At 63.6% G+C, this 20,878-nt stretch carries 18 protein-coding genes and 1 pseudogene; 7 read left to right on the forward strand and 12 right to left on the reverse strand.

The annotated features are described in order from the left end of the window. Nucleotides 1-68 precede the first annotated feature (68 nt). Entirely contained in the window at nucleotides 69-767 is a 699-nt protein-coding gene (gene hutC, locus DEH80_RS13645; protein WP_109721065.1) for a histidine utilization transcriptional repressor HutC, read from the reverse strand. Beyond that, the gene (locus DEH80_RS13650; protein ID WP_207774604.1) at nucleotides 764-2,140 is read right to left on the reverse strand and encodes a formimidoylglutamate deiminase; all 1,377 of its coding nucleotides are present in this window, start codon (nucleotides 2,138-2,140) and stop codon (nucleotides 764-766) included. Before DEH80_RS13650 ends, hutC begins: the two co-directional genes overlap by 4 nt. A 70-nt stretch (nucleotides 2,141-2,210) precedes the next feature. Here DEH80_RS13650 and hutI point away from each other — a divergent pair, with 70 nt between their 5' ends. The 4 genes from hutI to hutU are packed head-to-tail and all read left to right on the forward strand — an operon-like array spanning nucleotide 2,211 to nucleotide 7,394. Next, on the forward strand, nucleotides 2,211-3,404 hold the full coding sequence (gene hutI / locus DEH80_RS13655; protein ID WP_109721067.1) for an imidazolonepropionase: 1,194 nt from the start codon (nucleotides 2,211-2,213) through the stop codon (nucleotides 3,402-3,404). After that, nucleotides 3,401-4,930, forward strand: coding sequence for a histidine ammonia-lyase (gene hutH, locus DEH80_RS13660; protein ID WP_109721068.1), 1,530 nt, complete (start codon nucleotides 3,401-3,403; stop codon nucleotides 4,928-4,930). The genes hutI and hutH overlap by 4 nt, the downstream gene beginning before the upstream one ends. Beyond that, entirely contained in the window at nucleotides 4,927-5,733 is an 807-nt protein-coding gene (gene hutG, locus DEH80_RS13665) for an N-formylglutamate deformylase (protein WP_109721069.1), read from the forward strand. The genes hutH and hutG overlap by 4 nt, the downstream gene beginning before the upstream one ends. Next, nucleotides 5,730-7,394 carry a urocanate hydratase gene (gene hutU, locus DEH80_RS13670; protein WP_109721070.1) on the forward strand — a complete coding sequence of 555 codons (1,665 nt, stop codon included), beginning with the start codon at nucleotides 5,730-5,732 and terminating at the stop codon, nucleotides 7,392-7,394. Before hutG ends, hutU begins: the two co-directional genes overlap by 4 nt. Here the strand turns inward: hutU and DEH80_RS13675 are convergent. The 5 genes from DEH80_RS13675 to DEH80_RS17825 form a co-directional block, all read right to left on the reverse strand. Beyond that, nucleotides 7,391-8,512, reverse strand: coding sequence for a sensor histidine kinase (locus DEH80_RS13675; protein WP_109721071.1), 1,122 nt, complete (start codon nucleotides 8,510-8,512; stop codon nucleotides 7,391-7,393). The genes hutU and DEH80_RS13675 overlap by 4 nt on opposite strands. 67 nt (nucleotides 8,513-8,579) lie before the next feature. Next, on the reverse strand, nucleotides 8,580-10,340 hold the full coding sequence (locus DEH80_RS13680) for an OPT family oligopeptide transporter (RefSeq protein ID WP_207774605.1): 1,761 nt from the start codon (nucleotides 10,338-10,340) through the stop codon (nucleotides 8,580-8,582). A gap of 16 nt (nucleotides 10,341-10,356) precedes the next feature. Next, nucleotides 10,357-10,788, reverse strand: coding sequence for an HIT domain-containing protein (locus DEH80_RS13685; protein ID WP_109721072.1), 432 nt, complete (start codon nucleotides 10,786-10,788; stop codon nucleotides 10,357-10,359). A 46-nt stretch (nucleotides 10,789-10,834) separates the two neighbouring features. Next, nucleotides 10,835-11,008: a rubredoxin gene (locus tag DEH80_RS13690; RefSeq protein WP_438938294.1), complete on the reverse strand. Its 174-nt coding sequence runs from the start codon at nucleotides 11,006-11,008 to the stop codon at nucleotides 10,835-10,837. After that, nucleotides 11,005-11,295, reverse strand: coding sequence for a rubredoxin (locus DEH80_RS17825; RefSeq protein WP_369122175.1), 291 nt, complete (start codon nucleotides 11,293-11,295; stop codon nucleotides 11,005-11,007). The genes DEH80_RS13690 and DEH80_RS17825 overlap by 4 nt, the downstream gene beginning before the upstream one ends. Here DEH80_RS17825 and DEH80_RS13700 point away from each other — a divergent pair. Beyond that, nucleotides 11,191-11,406, forward strand: coding sequence for a hypothetical protein (locus tag DEH80_RS13700; protein WP_109721074.1), 216 nt, complete (start codon nucleotides 11,191-11,193; stop codon nucleotides 11,404-11,406). The genes DEH80_RS17825 and DEH80_RS13700 overlap by 105 nt on opposite strands. A gap of 148 nt (nucleotides 11,407-11,554) precedes the next feature. On the opposite strand, the gene DEH80_RS13705 is transcribed toward DEH80_RS13700, so the two are convergent. The 4 genes from DEH80_RS13705 to DEH80_RS13720 all read right to left on the reverse strand — a co-directional run bounded on the left by DEH80_RS13705 (nucleotide 11,555) and on the right by DEH80_RS13720 (nucleotide 15,337). Then, the gene (locus DEH80_RS13705; protein WP_109721075.1) at nucleotides 11,555-12,718 is read right to left on the reverse strand and encodes an alkane 1-monooxygenase; all 1,164 of its coding nucleotides are present in this window, start codon (nucleotides 12,716-12,718) and stop codon (nucleotides 11,555-11,557) included. Between the two features lie 132 nt (nucleotides 12,719-12,850). Then, nucleotides 12,851-13,450 (reverse strand): hypothetical protein, encoded by a 600-nt coding sequence (locus DEH80_RS13710; RefSeq protein ID WP_109721076.1) that lies wholly within the window; start codon nucleotides 13,448-13,450, stop codon nucleotides 12,851-12,853. Next, nucleotides 13,450-14,946 carry an OmpP1/FadL family transporter gene (locus tag DEH80_RS13715; RefSeq protein WP_109721077.1) on the reverse strand — a complete coding sequence of 499 codons (1,497 nt, stop codon included), beginning with the start codon at nucleotides 14,944-14,946 and terminating at the stop codon, nucleotides 13,450-13,452. The genes DEH80_RS13710 and DEH80_RS13715 overlap by 1 nt, the downstream gene beginning before the upstream one ends. After that, nucleotides 14,924-15,337 carry a DUF4282 domain-containing protein gene (locus DEH80_RS13720; RefSeq protein WP_109721078.1) on the reverse strand — a complete coding sequence of 138 codons (414 nt, stop codon included), beginning with the start codon at nucleotides 15,335-15,337 and terminating at the stop codon, nucleotides 14,924-14,926. The genes DEH80_RS13715 and DEH80_RS13720 overlap by 23 nt, the downstream gene beginning before the upstream one ends. A gap of 83 nt (nucleotides 15,338-15,420) precedes the next feature. On the opposite strand from DEH80_RS13720, the pseudogene metH reads away from it, so the two are divergent. Then, nucleotides 15,421-19,151 (forward strand): annotated as a pseudogene (metH, locus tag DEH80_RS13725) (methionine synthase). A 250-nt stretch (nucleotides 19,152-19,401) separates the two neighbouring features. On the opposite strand, the gene DEH80_RS17895 reads toward metH, so the two are convergent. After that, nucleotides 19,402-19,806: a phage integrase N-terminal SAM-like domain-containing protein gene (locus DEH80_RS17895; RefSeq protein WP_438938295.1), complete on the reverse strand. Its 405-nt coding sequence runs from the start codon at nucleotides 19,804-19,806 to the stop codon at nucleotides 19,402-19,404. A gap of 273 nt (nucleotides 19,807-20,079) precedes the next feature. Between DEH80_RS17895 and DEH80_RS17200 the strand changes: the two genes are divergently transcribed. After that, on the forward strand, nucleotides 20,080-20,763 hold the full coding sequence (locus tag DEH80_RS17200) for a hypothetical protein (protein ID WP_133249247.1): 684 nt from the start codon (nucleotides 20,080-20,082) through the stop codon (nucleotides 20,761-20,763). Nucleotides 20,764-20,878: the final 115 nt, after the last annotated feature.

The following is a 20,878-nucleotide window of genomic DNA, read 5'->3' on the forward strand; positions in this document are numbered from 1 at the left end:
CAAGAGTCCTTATCGTACGCCCAGCACATTTCAGGCCAACGACAGGCCACCGTCGGACCAGGTTCTGGCTAGTAACCGTCGCGAACAATCAGTTCGTAATCCTCGCCGGGGTGCAGCAAACGCGCCCAGGTCACCGGCTCGCCCCGCCACCACGTTCGCCGCTTCAGGACGAACACCGGGGCGCCCGGCGCGATCTGCAGCCTGGCGGCTTCGGGTGGACGGGCGGCCGCCGCCTGGATTCGATGTTCCGCTTCGCTCAGGGGCTTGGCCCGCATGAGCCACTCCCCCGGGGGCTGGTCAGCATAATCCTGCGCCGCCGCCTCGGGCACCGCCGACAGGCTGATCCACCGGGTTTCCAGCTGGAATGGCCGACCATTGGCCAGGTGCAGACAACGCAGCGCTCGCAGCGGGCTGCCCTGGGGAACCGCTAGCCGCCGCGCCAGTCCCGCACCCGCGTTCAGCTTGCGCTGGCTGAGACAACGATAGCCATAGTGCCGGCCCTGTGACTCCACCTGCTGGCGAGCCTGATGCAGGGTGAGCCGAGCCTGGCGGGCCCGGTCGCCCAGCACTTCGGTCCCGCGTCGCCGCCGCCGAAGCACAATGCCCTCATCCGCCAGCTCCTGAATGGCGCGGTTGACCGTCACCCGGGCACAACCGAACTCCTTTGCCAGCTGCACCTCGCCCGGCATCAGGGTGCCTGCCGGCCACTCCCCGGCGCGCAGCCGGGCCAGCAGTGCCTGCTTGACCTCGCGGTAGCCGGTCCTCATGTGGTCAGCCGTTGCAGGGTTTGACGATACGCCGCCGTGAGGGCGTCACGGCGGCGATGCCGACCGGCCACCACCGCGGGCCGGCCCGCCGACCAGACCTCGGCAACCACGGGCCTGGCCGCGCCGAACAGCCAGGCGTCCAACCAGCCGTCTCCCTTCGTGGCGCAAAGATCGATGGATCCGGTATCCAGCGTGACGAGATCGGCCCATTGACCAACGGCCAGACGCCCACAATCGCGCCCCAGGGCTGCGGCCCCACCGGCGCAGGCCTGATCAAACAGCCAGCGACCGGTCGAGCGCCGGGCATCGGCCAATACGCAGCGCCTGCGCTCGATCAGTCGCTGACCATATTCCAGGGTGCGCAGCTCACCCGGTAGGTCGATCCGAACGTTTGAATCACTGCCTACGCCCCAGCGTTGCCCCCTGTTCGCCGCCTCTGCGGCGCGAAACAAGCCGTCCCCCAGGTTCGCCTCTGTGATCGGCGCCAATCCCACCGTGGCACCGCTGCGCGCCAGGCCGGCCAGCTCGGCATCATCCAGATGTGTGGCGTGAACCAGACACCAACCTGCATCCACCTCGGCCCGGTCCAGCAAATAGGCAACCGGCCGCTGGCCCGTGGCGGCCTGCACGGCCTCGACCTCGGCCGTCTGCTCGGCGATGTGCAGGTGGACCGGTGCGCCGGGGAGTAGCCCGGCGGCCAGTGTCAGGCCGTTCGCGTCCACGGCGCGCAGGCTGTGTGGGGCGACGCCCAGCACGGCGTCGGCCGGTGCCTCGCGCCAGCGAGATTGCAGCTGCCCGATCAGTGCGGCATAGCCGTCCAGCGAACTGCGGAATCGGCGTTGCCCGCCGGTGACTGGCTCGTCCGCCAAACCGCCGCGCTGGTACAGCACCGGCAGGTGGGTGAGACCGATGCCTGCCTCGCTGGCCGCCGCGATGATGGCGGCGGACATGCAGCCCGGGTCGTCATAGGGCCGGCCCTCAGGGCCATGGTGCAGATAGTGGAACTCGGCGACTGCAGCAAAGCCGGTTTCCAGCATTTCCATGTAGGCGTAAGCGGCAATGGCCTGCAAATCCTCAGGCGTCATGCGCTCGACAAAACGGTACATCTGCGAGCGCCAGCTCCAGAAACTATCGCGCTGTGCATGGCGTTGCTCGGTGCGACCCGCCATGGCCCGCTGGAATGCGTGGCTGTGCAGGTTGGCAGCTGCGGGCAGCAGTACGCGCTGGGTCAGGCGCTGATCGTCCGGCTGCGCCGGGCTATCGCAATCGACCGATGCAATCCGCCCGGCCGCATCGATACCCACCCGGACCCGTGACCGCCAGACACCCTCGACCAGGGCGTGCTCCGCATGCAGATACTCAACTGTGGACACGCAATGGCTCCGGCGGCACGAGACAATATGTATGTACATAAGTTACGCCGGAGAGGCATAATCTGTCGAGATGACTGCACAGCTACTCACCTGCGCCCGGGCCGTTCTGCCGGATGACACCGTACTGGCCAACGCCTGCGTGGCGCTGGCTGGCGACCGCATTGAATGGGTGGGGCCCGGCGATGCACTGCCCGCCCGCTATGCCAACTGGCCGCGCCAGGATCTGGCTGGTGACCTGCTGACCCCTGCCCTGATCGACTGTCATACGCATCTGGTCCACGGCGGTCACCGCGCACGCGAGTTCGAGCAACGCCTCCAGGGCGCCAGCTACGCAGATATCGCCCAGGCGGGAGGCGGCATCCTCGGCACGGTCAATGCCACCCGCGCTGCATCCGTTGATGCCCTGGTCGAGGCCGCGTTGCCCCGGCTCGATGCGCTGATGGCGGAGGGTGTTGCCGTGGTTGAGATCAAGTCCGGCTATGGCCTGGACCGCGACACCGAACTGAACATGCTCCGTGCGGCCACCCGTCTGGCCGAGCATCGACCGGTGCAGGTGGTGCGGACGTTTCTCGGCGCCCACGCCATCCCACCGGAGTACGCCGGTCGGGCCGATGACTACCTGGACGAAGTCTGTCTGCCCACGCTCAACGCCGCCCATGATGAGGGGCTGGTCGACATGGTGGACGGGTTTTGCGAGCACATTGCATTTTCGGTCGCGCAGATCGAACGCCTGTTTGATCGCGCCCAGTCGCTGGGACTGCCGATCAAGCTGCACGCCGAGCAGCTGTCGGCCTTGGGCGGCGCGAGCATGGCGGCGCTGCGGGGCGCCCGTTCGGTGGACCATCTGGAATATCTCGACCCTGCGCAGGCCCAGGTGCTGGCCAGGCAAGGCACGGTCGCGGTGTTGCTCCCCGGCGCGTTTTACACCCTGCGCGAAACCCGCAAGCCACCCATTGCCGCCCTGCGCGAAGCCGGTGTCGACATGGCGATTTCCACCGATTGCAATCCCGGATCATCGCCGCTCAGCTCGCTACTGCTGACCATGAACATGGCCTGCACCCTGTTCGGGTTGACGCCCGCAGAGGCGCTGGCCGGTGTCACCCGGCATGCCGCCCGTGCGCTGGGACTGGATGCCGAACGTGGCGCCATTGCGCCCGGCCAGCATGCCGATTTACTGCGCTGGTCGGTGCAGTCACCCGCCGAGCTGAGCTATCGGCTGGGCTTCAACCCCCTGATCGAACGGATCCAAGGAACGCCGGCATGACCGTGACCCTGACACCCGGCGCGGTGACGCTCGATCAGCTGCGCCGCATCGCCGACCAGCCGACGCCCGTGCAGCTGGACCGGAGCCTACGGCCGGCGATCGAGGCCAGCGCGGCAAGAGTCCGCGCCGTGGCCATGGGGTCTGAGGCCGTTTACGGCATCAACACCGGGTTCGGCAAATTGGCCAGCGTGCGCATCGGCGCCGGTGATACCGCCCAGCTGCAACGCAATCTCATCCTGTCGCACTGCGCCGGGGTGGGTGAGCCGCTGGCAGCCCCCGTTGTCCGCCTGATTGCCGTCCTGAAACTGGCATCCCTGGGACGTGGCGCATCCGGCGTGCGCTGGGCGGTCATCGAGCAATTGGAGGCCCTGCTACGGGCCGATATCGTCCCGATCATCCCGGCCCAGGGTTCCGTTGGAGCATCCGGCGACCTGGCGCCGCTGGCCCACCTGACCGCCGTGATGATTGGCGAAGGCGAGGCTGTTTATCAGGGTCGGCGGATGACCGGCGCCGACGCACTGGCCGCAGCCGGACTCAGCCCCATCGCGCTGGGGCCCAAGGAAGGCCTGGCGATGATTAACGGCACCCAGGTGTCGACGGCGCTGGCGCTCACCGGCTGGATGCGGGCCTGGAATCTGGCCGCGACCGCACTGGTGACCGGTGCACTCTCCACCGATGCCGCCATGGGGTCGTCGGCCCCGTTTCGTCCGGAAATCCACAGCCTGCGGGGCCATCCCGGGCAGATTGATGCCGCCACGGCCCTGCGCCAGCTCATGGCCGATTCAGGGATTCGCGACAGCCACGTGGCCAATGACGAGCGCGTACAAGACCCCTACTGCCTGCGCTGCCAGCCCCAGGTCATGGGTGCAATCATCGACCTGCTGCGGCAATGCGCCCGGACCCTGGTCATCGAAGCCAATGCGGCCACCGACAATCCACTGGTGCTGGACGACGGCTCCATTGTCTCGGGGGGCAATTTCCACGCCGAGCCGGTGGCCTTTGCCGCCGACCAGATCGCCCTGGCGTTGGCCGAAACCGGTTCCATCGCCCAGCGCCGGATCGCCCTGCTGGTCGACCCGGCGCTCAGCTTCGGCCTGCCGCCGTTTCTGACACCCAAGCCGGGCCTGAACTCCGGACTGATGATCGCCGAGGTGACCTCTGCCGCGCTGATGTCGGAGAACAAGCAGCTGGCAGCTCCCGCCTCGGTGGATTCCACGCCCACCTCCGCCAACCAGGAAGACCACGTCTCCATGGCCTGTCATGGTGCCCGACGCCTGCTGCGCATGGCCGACAATCTGGCCGGCATTCTCGGGGTTGAAGCCGTTTGTGCGGCCCAGGGTGTGGAACTGCGCGCCCCGCTCACGACCAGCCCCGTGCTGCAGCAGGTCATCGCCGGTATCCGGCAGACCGTGGCGCCGCTTGCCGAAGACCGGCACCTGTCCGAAGACCTGGAGCAAGCCGCCGAGCTGGTGCGTACCGGCACCCTGGTGGAGGCCACCGGCCTGGGGGAGGTCCTGCACCCATGACCGCGCCCGTGGTCGAGATCGTCGAGGGCGACAGCCCGATCATCCTCGCGGCCCCCCATGCCGGCACCTGGGTGCCTGAGCCCATTCGCGCCCGGCTGAGCCCCGTCGGCCAGGCCTTGACCGACACCGACTGGCACGTGGACCGGCTTTATCGCGACCTGCTGCCCGGCGCCACCACCGTGACGGCGCGGTTTCATCGCTACGTGATCGACGCCAACCGCGACCCCGGCGGTCAGAGCCTTTATCCGGGCCAGAACACCACCGGCCTGGTTCCCGAGGTCGACTTCGACAATCAGCCCATCTGGCGCGCCGGAGAGGCGCCCGATGCAGATGAGATTCAGGCACGCGTCGATCGCTTCCATGCGCCATATCACGCCGCGCTGGCCGCTCAGATCGAACGGGTTCGTGCCCGCCACGGTCTGGCCCTGCTCTACGACTGCCACTCCATCCGATCTCAGGTGCCGTTTTTATTCGACGGCTTGCTGCCCGTGTTCAACATCGGCACCGACGACGGCCGGACCTGCGCGCCCGCGATCCAGTCAGCGGCGACCGACATCTGCGAGCACGCCGCGGGTTTTTCGATGGTGGTCAACGGCCGTTTCCGTGGTGGCTGGACAACCCGTCACTACGGCCGACCAGATGCCGGTGTGCATGCGATTCAGATGGAGCTGGCGCAGCGCGCTTACCTGACGTCAGAACGCCCACCATTTGCCTTCGACCCGACCGTCGCGGCGCCACTGCAAACCGTATTGCGCGATCTGCTGCGCGCACTCGAAGCCGCCGCCCAGGAGCTCAAACCATGACCGGACCCCGCCCCATTCGCGCCCCCCGAGGCACCGAGCGCAGTGCGAAAAGCTGGCTGACCGAGGCCCCGCTGCGCATGTTGATGAACAACCTGGACCCGGAGGTCGCCGAGCAGCCGGATGCCCTGGTCGTCTACGGCGGCATCGGCAAGGCGGCACGAACCTGGGCCGACTTCGATCGCATCGTCGACACCCTGCGGCGGCTGGAGGACGACGAGACCCTGCTCGTCCAGTCGGGCAAGCCGGTGGGCGTGTTCCGTACGCACGCAGATGCCCCCCGGGTGCTGATTGCCAACTCGAACCTCGTGCCCCACTGGGCTAACTGGCAACACTTCAACGCGCTCGATCGCAAAGGCCTGATGATGTACGGCCAGATGACGGCCGGCTCGTGGATCTACATCGGCTCGCAGGGCATCGTGCAGGGCACCTACGAAACCTTTGTCGAAGCCGGGCGCCAGCACTACGACGGCGACTGGACCGGGCGCTGGATTCTCACGGCGGGTCTGGGCGGCATGGGTGGAGCCCAACCGCTGGCTGCGGTGATGGCCGGGGCCTGCTGTCTGGCCATTGAGTGCGATTCCGACCGCATCGATTTTCGGCTGCGAACGCGCTACCTGGATGAGCGCGCCGAAACGCTGGACGAAGCGCTGGCCATGATTGATCGCTGGACGGCCGCCGGCGAGGCCAAGTCGGTTGGCCTGCTCGGCAATGCCGCCGACTTGGTGCCCGCGCTGCTCCAGCGCGGCATTCGCCCGGATCTGGTCACCGACCAGACCTCGGCGCATGACCCGGTCAACGGCTATTTGCCCCAGGGCTGGACCATGGAACAGTGGACCACGCAGCGGCAGGAGAACCCCGCCGCGGTCGAGGCCGCCGCCCGTGCGTCCATGCGTGTCCATGTGGAGGCCATGGCCGGCTTTGCCAAGGCCGGCGTACCGACCGTGGACTACGGCAACAACATCCGGCAGGTTGCCCTGGACCAGGGCTTTGACGACGCGTTCTGCTTTCCCGGATTTGTTCCGGCCTACATCCGGCCGCTGTTCTGTCGAGGCATTGGACCATTCCGCTGGGCGGCGCTCTCGGGCGATCCCGAAGACATCGCCAAAACAGACGCCAAAGTGCGCGAACTGCTACCGGACGACACGCACCTGCATCGCTGGCTGGACATGGCGGCCGAACGCATCGCGTTTCAAGGCCTGCCCGCCCGGATCTGCTGGGTGGGCCTGGGCGACCGGCACCGTATCGGTCTGGCCTTTAACGAAATGGTGCGTAACGGCGAACTGAAAGCACCGGTCGTCATCGGCCGTGACCACCTGGACTCGGGCTCGGTGGCCAGCCCGAATCGCGAAACCGAAGGCATGGCCGATGGTTCGGACGCCGTGTCCGATTGGCCGCTGCTCAACGCCTTGCTCAACACCGCGTCCGGTGCCACCTGGGTCAGCCTGCATCATGGGGGCGGCGTTGGTATGGGCTTTTCGCAGCATTCCGGCGTCGTCATCTGTTGTGACGGCACCGAAGCCGCCGACCGGCGCATTGACCGCGTGTTGTGGAACGACCCCGCCACGGGCGTGATGCGACACGCCGATGCCGGCTACGACATCGCCCGTGAATGCGCCCGAACGCAGGGGCTGGACCTTCCGAGTCTGGACCAACCGGGCTAAACGCTCGGGTCCACCGTTGGCAATGTAAAACCAATGGTTGTGCCCTGATCTTCGTTCGGTCGTATCCAGATCTTTCCGCCGGCCTGTTCGACCACCTTTTTGCAGATGGCCAGCCCGATGCCGGAGCCCTCGATCTCTTCCCCATGCAATCGCTCGAAGGGTCGAAAGACACGCTCGGCATGCCGTGGCTCGATACCAAGTCCGTTGTCGGAAATCTGGAACTCGGCTTCGTTCAGCGCCTCGCGGCAGGTGATTTCGATGCGCAGCGGACGCGCCGGGTCTCGGAATTTGATGGCGTTGGTCAACACGTTTTGCATCAGCTGACGAACGCCGGTTCGATGACTCCAGATGTCACTCAGTGAGGACGTATCGACGTCAATGCGGGCGCTGGCGTCCTCCAGCGTCGGCTGGAGCTCCGCCAACAGCGTGCCGACAATCGCCTGCATGCTCACCGGCTCCAGATCCTTGGCTTCACTGATGCGTGCCAGGGCGAGCAGGTCATCCACCATCCTGCCCGCTCGCTCCACGCTTAAATCGATCATGTCCAGGTAGTCCGACTCTTCGCGCGGGAGGTCATCGCCGAGCTTGAGCCGCAGTAACTGGGCGAAGCCCCGCACCCCTCGCAGCGGGGCTTTGAGGTCATGCGAGACAATGGCGGCGAACTCCTCCAGTTCCTGGTTCTTGCGCTCCAGCGCGGCCTGGTCCGCCTTGGACTTGGAGATGTCCTCGATCTGCGAGACGAAATGCACGGGCTGGCCGTCCAGACCGCGAACCAGCGACACACTCAACAGCACCCAGACCAGCCGACCGGTCTTGTGAAAGTACCGCTTCTCCATCCGGTAGGACGGAATGTCCCCGTCCAGCAGTTGGTGCAGCAAGCTGAGGTCGGTGTCCAGGTCTTCGGGATGGGTGATGGTCTGGAAGTCCGTGGCAAGCAGCTCTTCGCGCTCGTAGCCCACGATCTCGCACAATGACGCATTCACATCCAGCCAGTGCCCCTCCAACGACACCAGCGCCATGCCGATGGCCGCTGTCTCGAAGGCACCGCGAAACCGCGCCTCGCTCTCACGCAGCTGCGCGATGAGTTCGTCCTGCGGGCTGGCGGTATCTCTTGGCATGGGTCAATCAAACCCCCTTCGGTCGTTGGTTACAAGTCGGCGACCAGTCGAAAAGCTTGAACCCTGTTCAGCCCGCCGCGCCTGCCAAACGCATGAAGGCAACCAGCACGCCCACCAATGATTCACCGGCGACCAGCCCAGCCGCCAGCACGATGACGAACCGTGCCGACCAGGCTGGCGCGATGGCTGTCGCCACTGCGGCGGCCATCGAACCCAGAAACAAGCTGATCGAGTTCGACGCCGGAATCACGAACGCCAAACCCGCCGCAGGCGCGCTCGGCGCCAGGCGACTCAGCACCGCTGGGCCCATCGCCCGCATGATCGCCAGCAGCACGCCCAGCGCTGCCGCCAGGCCCATGGCTGGCAGGGCGCCATCCGGTACGGCTGACAAACCGCCGGACAAGACCTCGGCCACGGCCTTCCAGGTCACCACAGCGGGTGCTGGCCACTCGGCCGTGATCAGCATGGCCTTCGGGTCCGGTATAAGCGCCAGGTAGGCCAGCGAACCCACCACGCTACCGGTCAGAATACCGAACAGCTGGGCCGTGACCTGAAGGCGCGGTGTGGCGCCAACCAGATGACCCGTCTTGAGATCATTCAGCAGGTCAGCGCACTGACCCGCCGCGCCACCCGCCACATTGGCCGTCATCAGGTTGGCCGTCAGATTGGCCGGCGCCAATACGCCAAAGCTCAGTTGGGACACCTTGCCCAGGGCGCCGATGGGCGGGATGCCGGTTTCGCCCACGACGCGCGCGGCCACCACGGCCAGGGCGTAGGCCAGCAACACCGCCAACACGGCCACCCAGATGGCGATATCGAACAAGGCCACCTGGGCGACCACTGCCAGCAGCAGCGTCGCGGCGAACGCCAGCCAGAACGCCTGCCGGGAGATGGGCTGATCGACCGCTGACCGTGACGCGGCGGTCTGGTTGGGTGTCCGGCGGCGCGACCAGATGGCCAGCCCGAACGCCGTGAGCGACGCCGAAACCATCAACGCCACACCCGGCCAGAGCAGCCACTCCACCAGTGCCGGATACCAGAACGCCGCGTCTTGCGCCGGCAGGACCACGGCCTGGCGTGCCAGCAGCACGGGCGCGATGACCGCCCAAGCCAGCACCGCGCCGATCAATAACGACAGGCCGGCTCGCAAGCCGATGATGGCGCCAAACCCCACCAGGAGCAGCGACGGGTCCAGCGCGAAACCTAGCTGGCCACCGCCCAGAGTCCGGCCCGCCATGGCGCCGCTGCCCGAGAGTTGAAACGGCAGCGGCCAGGCACGAATCCAGCCGCTGAATGTCTCCACCAGCTTCACCGCTCCGGACACCATCAAAGCGGCGACCAGCATGCGCACCCTGGCTGCCGCCTCGGCGCCACGGGCGTAAATTTGCTGGACGGTTTCTGCCGTGGCCACGCCAGCGGGGAAGGTCAGCTGCTCGACCACCAGCAACTGCCGGCGCATCGAGACCGCAACACTCACGCCCAGAAGACTGACCACCGCGACCCAGACGATCAGCCACTGCAACGGCAATGTCTGGCCCGTGAGTAAGGCCAGGGCGGGAATGGGGGCCACCAGCCCGCCGGAAATGATCGACGCCGCGGATGAGGCCGTGGTCTGATTGATGTTGTTTTCGAGCAATCCCCAGCGACGGGCCCCCAGCGGCGCCATCGCCAGATTCCAAAATCCGTACGACAGCAGCGCTGCGACGATGGACATGTTGAACGACCAACCGATCTTGAGACCGGAATAGACGTTGCACGGCGTCAGGATCGCGCCCAGCACCATGCCGGTGAGCACGCTGCGCCGGGTGAGTTCACGTGCGGGGCTCACAGGGCGTTGCGGCCGATTAGGAACGCGCCATCATCCAGCTGACGGGGAGATTGGATCGCAGGCGATCCAGCTCGTCCCCCAGCGCCTGCCGCGAGTAGGGCCGTGCCGACCCCTGACCCCAGACTGGCCCGGGCCAGGCGCTGTCGCCATCGTTACGGGCGATGACATGCACATGTAGCTGGGGCACGACATTCCCCAATGCACCCACATTGAGTTTGTCGGCGTGGTAGAGCCGAGTCAGTACGCGACCGGTGTCGGTCACCTCACGCCACAACAACGTCTGAGCACCCTCAGCGAGGTCATGCACCTCGACAACATCCGCCACACGCGGGATGAGGATAAGCCAGGGATAGCGGGCATCGTTCATTAACCGAACGTTGCAAAGCGACAAGTTGCCGACTTCGACCGAGTCTTCCTGTAGCCGTGTGTCGAGCACGAAGTCAGCCATTGCAACGGCCGGTGCGGGCAGGTGCCGACAAGGCGTCGTACACGGCTTAGTCGATTTCGATCATTTCGAAATCGGCCTTGCTGGCGCCGCAGTCCGGGCAGGTCCAGTCGTCCGGGACATCTTCCCACTTGGTCCCCGGTTCAATGCCTTCGTCCGGCCACCCCTCGGCCTCGTCATAGACAAAATCGCACACCAAGCACTGCCAGCGTTTCAGGCTCATTCGCTCTCTACTCGTTCGAAATCAATCTTTTCCCGGACCGCGCAGTCCGGGCAGGGCCAATCGTCGGGCACCGTAGCCCAAGGCGTCCCCGCGGGGAAACCCTCCTTGGGAGCACCCTCGGCCTCATCATAGACATAGTCGCAGTTATCGCATTGATACTTCGCCACTTTTGCACTCCTCGCATGACCGACGGGCAGGCCATGACCAGACGACTTGCTCGCCGCTACATAAAAAAGCGGGCGCTCCAGGCGCCCGCGAATCTTAAGGAAACACTGACCTATTCGCACCGCCAAGTTGCTGCCTGCAAACAGGCCAGGCAAGGCGCGAGGAGCGAAGTTTGGTCATTCCAAATGAACGACGAGCAACGCCGTCTGGCCTGTTTGCAGGCGCAATCCTGACGGAACGGGCCGGTTTTCCCGCGCTCCTGCGTTGTCGTTCGCTGACTTGGAATGACCAAGCGGCACTCACTCCGCCTGGGCTCGCGAGAAAACCGGCTTCGTCTTGGCGGTGCAAATAGGTCAGTGTTTCCTTAACACAGCGCTCTTATCACGCCGCTTTCGAATAACGCGCCAGCAGTTGGTCGCGTTTGGGGGGATGCAGGTTGGCGCGCGTCAGGTCGCCGTCGTAGTGCGCCACGACCTTCGGGTCCATCACCTTGCGCCACAGTGGGGGGAAATAAGCCAGCAGAATCATGCCGCTATAGCCCGAGGGCAGCTGCGGCGCCTCGCGGAAATCACGCAAGGCCTGATACCGACGGGTCGGGTTGGCGTGGTGATCCGAATGCCGCTGCAGGTGATACAGAAACAGGTTCGTGATCGTGTGGTTGCTGTTCCACGAATGCTCCGGACGGCAGCGCTCGTAGCGACCGGACGCCGTCTTCTGGCGCACGAGTCCGTAGTGCTCCAGATAGTTGACGACCTCCAGCAGCGAGAAGCCATAAACCGACTGGATGAGCAGGAAGGGGATCACGATGGGTCCGAGCCACGCGATCATCCCGCCCCACAATGCGACGGACATCAGCCAGGCCTGGATGTTTTCGTTTTGCAGGGTCCAGGGCCCCTTGCCCAAGCGTGCCAGACGGGTTTTCTCGATGGCCCAGGCCGACTTCACGCTGCCGATCACCGTACGGGGCAGGAAGGCGTAAAGCGATTCACCCATCCGCGAGCTGGCCGGGTCTTCGGGCGTGGCCACGTTCTTGTGATGGCCGCGGTTGTGTTCCACAAAGAAATGTCCGTAGAACACCGGCGCCAAGCAGACCTTCGCGAGCCAGCGCTCACCCGCTCCCTTCTTATGCCCAAGCTCATGGGCGGTGTTAATCGATAGACCCGCGACGCCGCCAAGACTCAGCGCCAGCCCCAGGGCTTCCCACCAGAGCAAGCCGCCGGTGGCGAACATCCAGCCACCCCAGATGAAGATGGCCAGGTGCAGCGGGACGAACAGGTAGACGATCCAGCGGTAGTAGGCATCGTCCTCAAGCTCGGGTACGGCCGACTCCGGCGGGTTGTTTTCGTCGGTTCCGATCAGCCAGTCCAGCGCCGGCAGGACGCCGTAAACAAATAGCAGCGGCCAGTACCAGAACACACCCATGCCGGTGGCCTGAACCATGAAGTAGCCACCGAGCGGCAGCGTTGGCACCACGAGGCCAAGCAGCCACCAGTAGCGTTTGCCATCGGTATACGACTGCGTGTTGTCGACTGTTGTTGAGGTCATGTTGTCCGTCTCCGTTACTGACCGATCGTTTAATTGAACGATAGTTTAATTCCATCCGGCCGGTCAACCGCTGTAATGGACACAGCCGACGAACGGGAATGCCGCGGGCGAAGAAAGGTCTGCTGCCAGCGGTTAGCTGGCTGGGGGCGAGCAGAAGTAACGCGATTCCAGCAATGCCTCAAAGCGCTGGTAAAGCGCATCCAGCGACGAACGGCTGTCCTCCAGCCACTGGCTGACTGCGTCCACCGGTTCATCGTCGCCCAGCACGCGGACCAGATGTCGCTGCTGGTTCAATGCCGCCGACAGCGACAGCAGCAGCGTGCGTTCGAAGTCGTCACCGGTGCGGCCGACCACCGGCAAACCGACATCCAGACCACGGGAGGCGAACACGGAGCGCCGCTTGGCCCATTCGTACTGGGGTAGACCATCATCGTCCAGGGCAAAGGCCGGTACGGTCTCGGCGAAATGTTCCAGGTCGTTTGCGTCATCCGCCATCGTCCTGGCCAGGTCATCGACGATGGATTCCACCGGCTCGGATTCCAGCTTGATCAGCAATAACTTGTCGATGTGTTGCAGCTTGTCGGCGGTCCAATACAACTGGGCATAGCCCTGATTCAGGGCCTGGCGTTTCCCATCCTGCGCGGCAGCCGGGCCACCCGGGGTGACCGCACAGCCGGACAACAGGACCCAGGCAAGCACCAACAGCCCCCAGGGCCCGTGGGTTGGTTTCATCACAACAGCCACTCCAGTCGTGCGCCGCCGTAGACCAAGGTCAGCGGCTCAAATTGTCCAGCGAGCAGGTGATTCGTCCCTGTTGCGGCCGTGAAATCACGGACGGCCGCGCGCTTGCCGCGAATCACACCCACACTCATCACAATGCGTAACGGCTTCAGCACCCGCCACCCCACGCCGGCCGACAGATACCTGCGCTCGGAATCGGGTGCCCGGGCACTGCGGCTTTGATCGTCCACGGTGGATGATTCCTGGGCAAAGCCGGCCGAAACCGTCCAACGCTCGTGCAGGCGATAGCCCACGCCCAGGGCTGCCAGCACGCTGTCCTGAAAATGCAGCGGTTGGGTGACGGTCGGGGTGGCGTTATCGAATACGACCGTGGCCGATTGCAGCCGTGACCACCGGGTCCAGCGCAGGGACCCAGCCACCGTCCAGCGACCGGGCTGCCAGACCAGGGATGACGATAGCGTCTCGGGCAGCGTGAGCCGGGTCGAAAACCCCGTGTCGCTGGTGGCTGCGGCCACAGGCGTCGCCACCTCGTCTTCGTAGGAGCGACCCATGGCAGCCAGGCCGACACGCACGCCGGTTAGGCAGGGGTCGTCGTGAAATTCCTCCAGCGTCCAGCCGCGCCGCTCCCGGCTGGCGGCCCCGTCGAGCCGATGGGGCACCGGTGCCCGGTAGCTCAGCCCCAGGGCGAGATCGCGGCGTAGCTGCAACAGGGCGCCGGCCTGCCAGGCCAGCGCAAACTCTCGGGATTCCAACCGGTTGTGAAAATCGTATTTGCCCGGCAGCGTCGGCTCGCCGGCCAGCATGCAGGCGGGTGTGGTGGCATTGAATCCCGCTTCCTCAATGACAGCCTGTTGCACATAACTGCCCAGATCCACGTCATTCGAGAATTCTGTGTCGAACACCTGCGCCCGCAGCCCCAGGCCCACGCGCAACCAGTCGGTCGCCTGCCACGCCACCGCGGGCACGAGTTCCACACCTCGAATCACGGTATCAATGCTGTGGTAGCGCCCCCGCCAGTCTGGATCAAAGCGCAAGGTGATACCGAAGGGCGCCGACAAGCTCACCCCGACTGCCACATGCGAGCCCAACCGATGGGAGATCACGATGTCGGGCAGCGGCAGATCGAGTCGGCCGGGGTCTCCCCCATCGCCACCGCTAATGTCGCCGCCACCCTCGGTTTGCTCCCGCCGGGCATCCCCGGAAAAGTGCGTGGAGTAGTACGCCAGGTGGCCACCCAAGGTCGCCGCCGTCTCGGCGCGGGCCCCGTGCAGTGCCGGGTTGCGTGCCGGCGCGCCCAGATCATCGGCATGGGCATCGACGCCGGCAAAGGCCATGCCGCTGCCCGCCACGCTATCGAATGGCAGGGAAAAACTCCCATTGGCCTGCGCCGCGGCACAGGCCAATGCGCCGATCAGGCCAGCCGTGATCCGTCGTCCGAGCCACCCCTTCTGGCGTGGTGACGGCTTAATCCCGCCCTCGCGAGTCATCGCCTCGGCCCGCCTGGCCGATCGCTGACATCAAAGACTTCATCGGCGACATGTCGGCCACGCGATCGTGGGTTTCTGCGATTCGGTGCATGTCGTCGGCGATCTGGATAATCGCCCGGATGGTCTCGAGCACCACACGCGCCAGCACGGCACCGACCAGAAAATAGGCGGGTCCGACAACGAGCAGATTGAACAATCCCAGCCATAACGATTCCGCAAAGGCGTCCGAGACGGTGGCCACGCAGAATACCCCCAGCCCGGCCAGGCAGACGATGTACACCGGCGTGAGCATGCGAGCGGCGACGCCCTGACGGAATTGCACGTCATGAATGGCCGCCCAGAGCGGCCCCAACGTGGTTTGCCTGCGATGTTGCGATGATGTCCGGGACATGGGTCCTCCTGACAAGTGCGGCCGGTGCGGGTATCATCCGCCTATCCGGATAGGCGGATGCGAAGCGCGTGCATCCAGCCAGAATGTTGCAGCGCACAAACACCGTAGAGGAAACCATGGCAGACCTCAAACAAGCCCTTGCCGACCGTATTCTGGTGCTCGACGGTGCCATGGGCACCATGATCCAGCGCTATCAGCTGGACGAGGCCGCCTATCGCGGCGAGCGCTTTGCGGACTTTGACCGCGAGGTCAAAGGCAACAACGATCTGCTGTCGCTCACCCAGCCCGACATCATTCGCGAGATCCATGGCCAGTACCTGGATGCAGGGTCAGACATCGTCGAGACCAACACCTTCTCGGCGACGACCATCGCCCAGGCGGACTACGCCATGGAGGACCTGGCCTACGAGCTGAACAAGGTCTCGGCCGAGCTGGCCCGCGAGGCGGCTGAATCACGGTCCACGGCCGACAAGCCGCGCTTTGTGCTGGGTGCCATCGGCCCGACCAATCGCACGGCGTCCATCTCACCGGACGTCAACGACCCCGGCAAGCGCAACGTGACCTTCGATGAATTGGTCACGGCGTATCGCCAGGCCGCCGAAGGGCTCATCGATGGCGGCGTTGACGGCCTGTTGATCGAAACCATCTTCGACACGCTGAACGCCAAGGCGGCGATCTTCGCCTGCAAACGCCTGCAGCGGGATCGCGGACTTGAGATTCCGCTGCTGCTCTCCGGCACCATTACCGATGCCTCGGGCCGCACGCTATCCGGCCAGACCACCGAGGCCTTCTACAACTCGGTGCGTCATGCTCGCCCGTTGGCCATCGGCCTGAACTGCGCGCTGGGGCCGGATGCCCTGCGCCAGTATGTCTCCGAGATGGCGCGGATTGCCGAGGGCTACACGTTGGCCTATCCCAATGCCGGCCTGCCCAACGAGTTTGGTGAATACGACATGGACCCGGAAGAAATGGCGGAGTATGTCGGCGAGTGGGCCGACTCTGGCCTGGTGAATCTGGTGGGCGGCTGCTGCGGCTCCACGCCGGACCACATCGGCGCCATTGCCAACGCGGTGGCGGGCAAAGCCCCGCGTCAACCCAGCACCCATGAAGCGGCCATGCGCCTGTCGGGTCTCGAACCGTTTACGGTTGCTGCCTGAACCGGCGGCGAATTGCTATGAAATCAACTGCTACTTTCGTTAACGTCGGCGAACGCACGAATGTCACCGGCTCGGCGCGCTTCAAGCGCCTGATCAAGGAGAACGACTACGCCACCGCGCTGGACGTGGCCCGTGATCAGGTCGAAAACGGCGCCCAGATCATCGACGTCAATATGGACGAGGGGATGCTGGACTCGGTCGAGGCCATGCGAACCTTTTTGAACCTGATTGCCGGCGAGCCGGATATCGCCCGCGTGCCCATCATGATCGACAGCTCCAAATGGGAGGTGATCGAGGCCGGGCTGCAATGCGCCCAGGGCAAGTGCATCGTCAACTCCATCTCCCTCAAGGAGGGCGAGGACAAGTTCATCGAGCAGGCCCAGTTGTGCATGGACTACGGCGCGGCCGTCGTGGTCATGGCATTTGACGAGGTGGGCCAAGCCGACACCGAAGACCGCAAGGTTGAGATCTGCCAGCGCGCCTACCAGGTGCTGACCGAGCAGGTCGGCTTCCCCGCCGAGGACATCATTTTCGACCCCAACATCTTTGCGGTCGCCACCGGCATCGAAGAACACAACAACTACGCCGTGGACTTCATCGAGGCCACGCGGCGCATTCGCAAGGCCTGCCCCGGCGTGCATGTGTCCGGGGGGCTGTCGAACGTCTCGTTCAGCTTCCGTGGCAACGAGCCCGTGCGCCGCGCCATGCATTCGGTGTTTCTGTACCACGCCATCCAGGCCGGTATGGACATGGGCATCGTCAACGCGGGTCAGCTCGATATTTACGACGACCTCGACCCCGAGCTTCGGGAGCTTTGCGAGGACGTCATCCTCAATCGCCGCGACGACGCCACCGAACGGCTGCTGGACGCCGCCGAGCGATTCCGCGGCGACGGCAAGGCCAAGGAGAAGAAGGAAGACCTCTCCTGGCGTGAACTGCCGGTGGAGAAGCGTCTGGAGCATGCGCTGGTCCGGGGCATCGACGCCTATGTGGTCGAAGACACCGAGGAATGCCGCCAGCGTGCCGAGCGCCCGCTGCATGTCATCGAAGGCCCGCTGATGGACGGCATGAATGTCGTTGGCGACCTCTTCGGCGCCGGCAAGATGTTCCTGCCACAGGTGGTTAAATCCGCCCGCGTGATGAAAAAGGCCGTGGCCCACCTGATTCCCTTCATCGAGGAAGAGAAACAAGACGGCGATCGCGACACGGCCGGCAAGATCGTGTTGGCCACGGTCAAGGGTGACGTGCACGACATCGGCAAGAACATCGTCGGCGTTGTGCTCGGCTGCAACAACTTCGAGGTCGTGGACCTCGGCGTGATGGTCGCCGCCGACAAGATTCTCGACGTGGCGCAGAAAGAAAACGCCGACATCGTCGGGCTTTCGGGGCTGATCACCCCGTCACTGGACGAAATGGTCTATGTGGCGAGCGAGATGCAGCGACGTGGCATGAAGCAACCGCTGCTGATCGGCGGCGCCACCACGTCACGGGCACATACCTCGGTCAAGATCGACAAGGCCTATGACGAACCCGTGGTCTGGGTCAAAGACGCCTCGCGCGCCGTCGGCGTGGCCAGCAAGCTGCTGTCGGAGCAAAAAGCTGACTTTACCGCCGAGATCACGGCCGAGTACGACAAAATCCGCGCCCGCCACACCGGCAAAAAGCGCCAGAAGCTGCAGAAGCTCGACGCGGCCCGTGACAACCGGTTCCGTTTTGACTGGGCCGATTACACGCCACCGACCCCGGCCACACCCGGCATCACCGTGCTGCGGGACTACCCCATCGAAACGCTGATCGAAACCATCGACTGGACGCCGTTCTTCATCTCCTGGGAGATGAAAGGTGTGTACCCGGCGATCCTCAACGATCCGAACAAAGGCCCGGAAGCCCGCAAGCTATTCGCCGATGCCCAGGCCATGCTCAAGCAAATCGTGGATGAAGGCTGGATCAAGGCCCATGGCATCTGCGGCTTTTTCCCGGCCCAGTCCGACGGCGACGATGTCATCGTGCAGACGGACGACCGCAGCAGCGAGCGGGCGCGTCTGTTCAATCTGCGCCAGCAATCCGAGCATCGACCCGGCGTGCCGAACCACTGTCTGGCCGACTACGTGGCCCCGGTGGACAGCGGCCAGCCTGACTGGGTAGGCGGTTTTGCCGTCACCGCCGGCGATGGCATCGAAGCCCATGTGCAGCGCTTCAAAGACGCCCACGACGACTACTCCGCCATCATGCTTGAGGCTCTGGCCGACCGCCTGGCCGAAGCCTTTGCCGAACACCTGCATCAGCGCGTCCGCAAGGAGCTGTGGGGCTACCAGCCCGACGAAACCATGAGCAACGAGGACCTGATCGCCGAGAAATACCAAGGCATTCGACCGGCACCCGGCTATCCCGCATGCCCGGAGCACACCGAAAAGGACACCCTTTGGGACCTGCTCGATGTCGAGAACGCCATTGGGATCCAGCTCACCGAATCCCGTGCCATGTGGCCCGGCGCCTCTGTCTCGGGTTGGTACTACTCGCATCCTGACTCGCGGTACTTTGTCGTCGGCCGAATTGGCAAAGACCAGGTAGAGGACTACGCCAAGCGCAAGGGCTGGGACCTACAAACCGCGGAACAGTGGTTGAGCCCCAATCTGGGCTACGAGCCCGAGGACTAACGGCGGAATACTAGGGACGCTCTGATTGATTCGCGCCACCAAGGCGAAGCCGGTTTTTACATGAGCCCAGGCGGAGTGAGTGCCGCTTGGTCATTCCAAGTCAGCGAACGACACGACTGCGTTGGGAACCTATTCGGACGGCCGTAGGCCGGCCCGGAGGGAGAAGCGCACGGACGCGCTTCGCAACGCAGGATCGCGGAAAAACCGGCCCGTTCCATCTGGATTGCGCCTGCAAACAGGCCAGACTGCGTTAGTCGGCGCATCCATGCGCCTCCCCCGGTGGGCTCGCCTTCGGCGGTTTCAATTCGCTCCCGGCGAATGGGTGCTCGTCGCTCATTTGGAATGACCAAACTTCGTACCTCGCGCCTTGCCTGGCCTGTTTGCAGGCAGCAACTTGGCGGCGCGAACCGGTCCGTGTTTCCCCATGGCGATTAAGAAACAAAATCGCCGACATCGCCTGATTCTGTGTCGACGCGGCGACATCCCGTTCAGTTGCCAAATGAGTCAAGAACGCCTCGATCTCTGGCTTACCCATCTCGGCCGGGTGTCGCTTTCCATGGAATAAGATGAACTTGCGAACCCAAAGGCTGTACGTCTGCTCCGTGCGATAGCTATAGTGCTTGACACGTAACTCCTGACGAAGCTGATCCAGCAAACGAGGCGGTGAAGATATGGCAGTGTTTATCCGGCAGGCTCATTTGTTGACTACGCGAATAGCCCGTCAATCCGGACAACCCGTGGACAACGGGCGAACTGAGGCTGCGTGTTATACGGCAATTTGCCGCTTTTGCCCGCTCGCGCGGCCGCCTTTTCACAGTTTGAGCCAATGAAATCTATCAATTACAGCCAATTCTTGCGCGCTATACGGCACTTTGCAACCCAATAAGCGTTAGAAATACAAGAAATTAACGGAGAACAAGACTGGATCATGGGGAATAGTGGAGGAGCAGCAACTAATTCAGGGATAGATTTCCAGCAAAGGATTGCAGCCTTGGTTGTGGCCCAAGTAATTGCGGAAGTAAATGACTTTTCTTCGCTTCAAATTGGAGATGCTATCGATGTCGAAGGGCTTAGATTTGAAACCAATGACAGCATTGATGATCTGGTTATAGTTACAAGTCAAGGGTGTTCCTATATTCAAGCTAAACGTTCTCTCAGTCTCTCTGAGAGAATAAACTCAGAATATTCATCTGTTTTGAGACAGTTTGTTTCTCAGCACATTGAGGGTGGCACTGATGAAGATCGCTATGTTTTAGCTACATCACCTAGAGCATCAAAGAGAATAACAAATGAATTGAGAAAGCTTACGGAGTCAGCTCGATTTAATGAAACTGGAAGCTCTGAAAATCCCTTAACGCATGCAGAACGAGAAGTCTTTGATCGAACCAAATCGCTGATACAGGCCCACTATCTCGAAAAAACGAAAACTCAAATTACAGACGCAGAGTTCGATGCTTTATTTAAGAAAATAATCATCGCAAATATTGATATTGAAGAGGGTGCGCCATTAGAAACGGCTATTCTTACACTTTTGTCTTCGAAATCAAGAGTCTCACCAGAGCTTCTATGGGGGAGCATCCTTGGATTCAAGAATCAAGTGCAACATGATTGAGATAATCCGCCGTTGCTTGGTCGAAAAGCTCCTGCGGGGTCTGAAAGTCAAAACGTTTTCTTGGCCGGGTGTTCAGCAGCCACGCGACGTCGTTCAGGCGGACCTGGCTCACACC

It is taken from the genome of Abyssibacter profundi (assembly GCF_003151135.1).
GTDB lineage: Bacteria > Pseudomonadota > Gammaproteobacteria > Nevskiales > OUC007 > Abyssibacter > Abyssibacter profundi.

Excerpts from the sequence above, each read along its gene's own strand:
- hutC (WP_109721065.1), bottom strand. The coding sequence starts at position 767 with ATGAGGACCGGCTACCGCGAGGTCAAGCAGGCACTGCTGGCCCGGCTG.
- hutI (WP_109721067.1), top strand. The coding sequence starts at position 2,211 with ATGACTGCACAGCTACTCACCTGCGCCCGGGCCGTTCTGCCGGATGAC.
- hutH (WP_109721068.1), top strand. The coding sequence starts at position 3,401 with ATGACCGTGACCCTGACACCCGGCGCGGTGACGCTCGATCAGCTGCGC.
- hutG (WP_109721069.1), top strand. The coding sequence starts at position 4,927 with ATGACCGCGCCCGTGGTCGAGATCGTCGAGGGCGACAGCCCGATCATC.
- hutU (WP_109721070.1), top strand. The coding sequence starts at position 5,730 with ATGACCGGACCCCGCCCCATTCGCGCCCCCCGAGGCACCGAGCGCAGT.
- DEH80_RS13675 (WP_109721071.1), bottom strand. The coding sequence starts at position 8,512 with ATGCCAAGAGATACCGCCAGCCCGCAGGACGAACTCATCGCGCAGCTG.
- DEH80_RS13685 (WP_109721072.1), bottom strand. The coding sequence starts at position 10,788 with ATGGCTGACTTCGTGCTCGACACACGGCTACAGGAAGACTCGGTCGAA.
- DEH80_RS13690 (WP_438938294.1), bottom strand. The coding sequence starts at position 11,008 with ATGAGCCTGAAACGCTGGCAGTGCTTGGTGTGCGATTTTGTCTATGAC.
- DEH80_RS13700 (WP_109721074.1), top strand. The coding sequence starts at position 11,191 with ATGACCGACGGGCAGGCCATGACCAGACGACTTGCTCGCCGCTACATA.
- DEH80_RS13705 (WP_109721075.1), bottom strand. The coding sequence starts at position 12,718 with ATGACCTCAACAACAGTCGACAACACGCAGTCGTATACCGATGGCAAA.
- DEH80_RS13710 (WP_109721076.1), bottom strand. The coding sequence starts at position 13,450 with ATGAAACCAACCCACGGGCCCTGGGGGCTGTTGGTGCTTGCCTGGGTC.
- DEH80_RS13715 (WP_109721077.1), bottom strand. The coding sequence starts at position 14,946 with ATGACTCGCGAGGGCGGGATTAAGCCGTCACCACGCCAGAAGGGGTGG.
- DEH80_RS13720 (WP_109721078.1), bottom strand. The coding sequence starts at position 15,337 with ATGTCCCGGACATCATCGCAACATCGCAGGCAAACCACGTTGGGGCCG.
- DEH80_RS17200 (WP_133249247.1), top strand. The coding sequence starts at position 20,080 with ATGGGGAATAGTGGAGGAGCAGCAACTAATTCAGGGATAGATTTCCAG.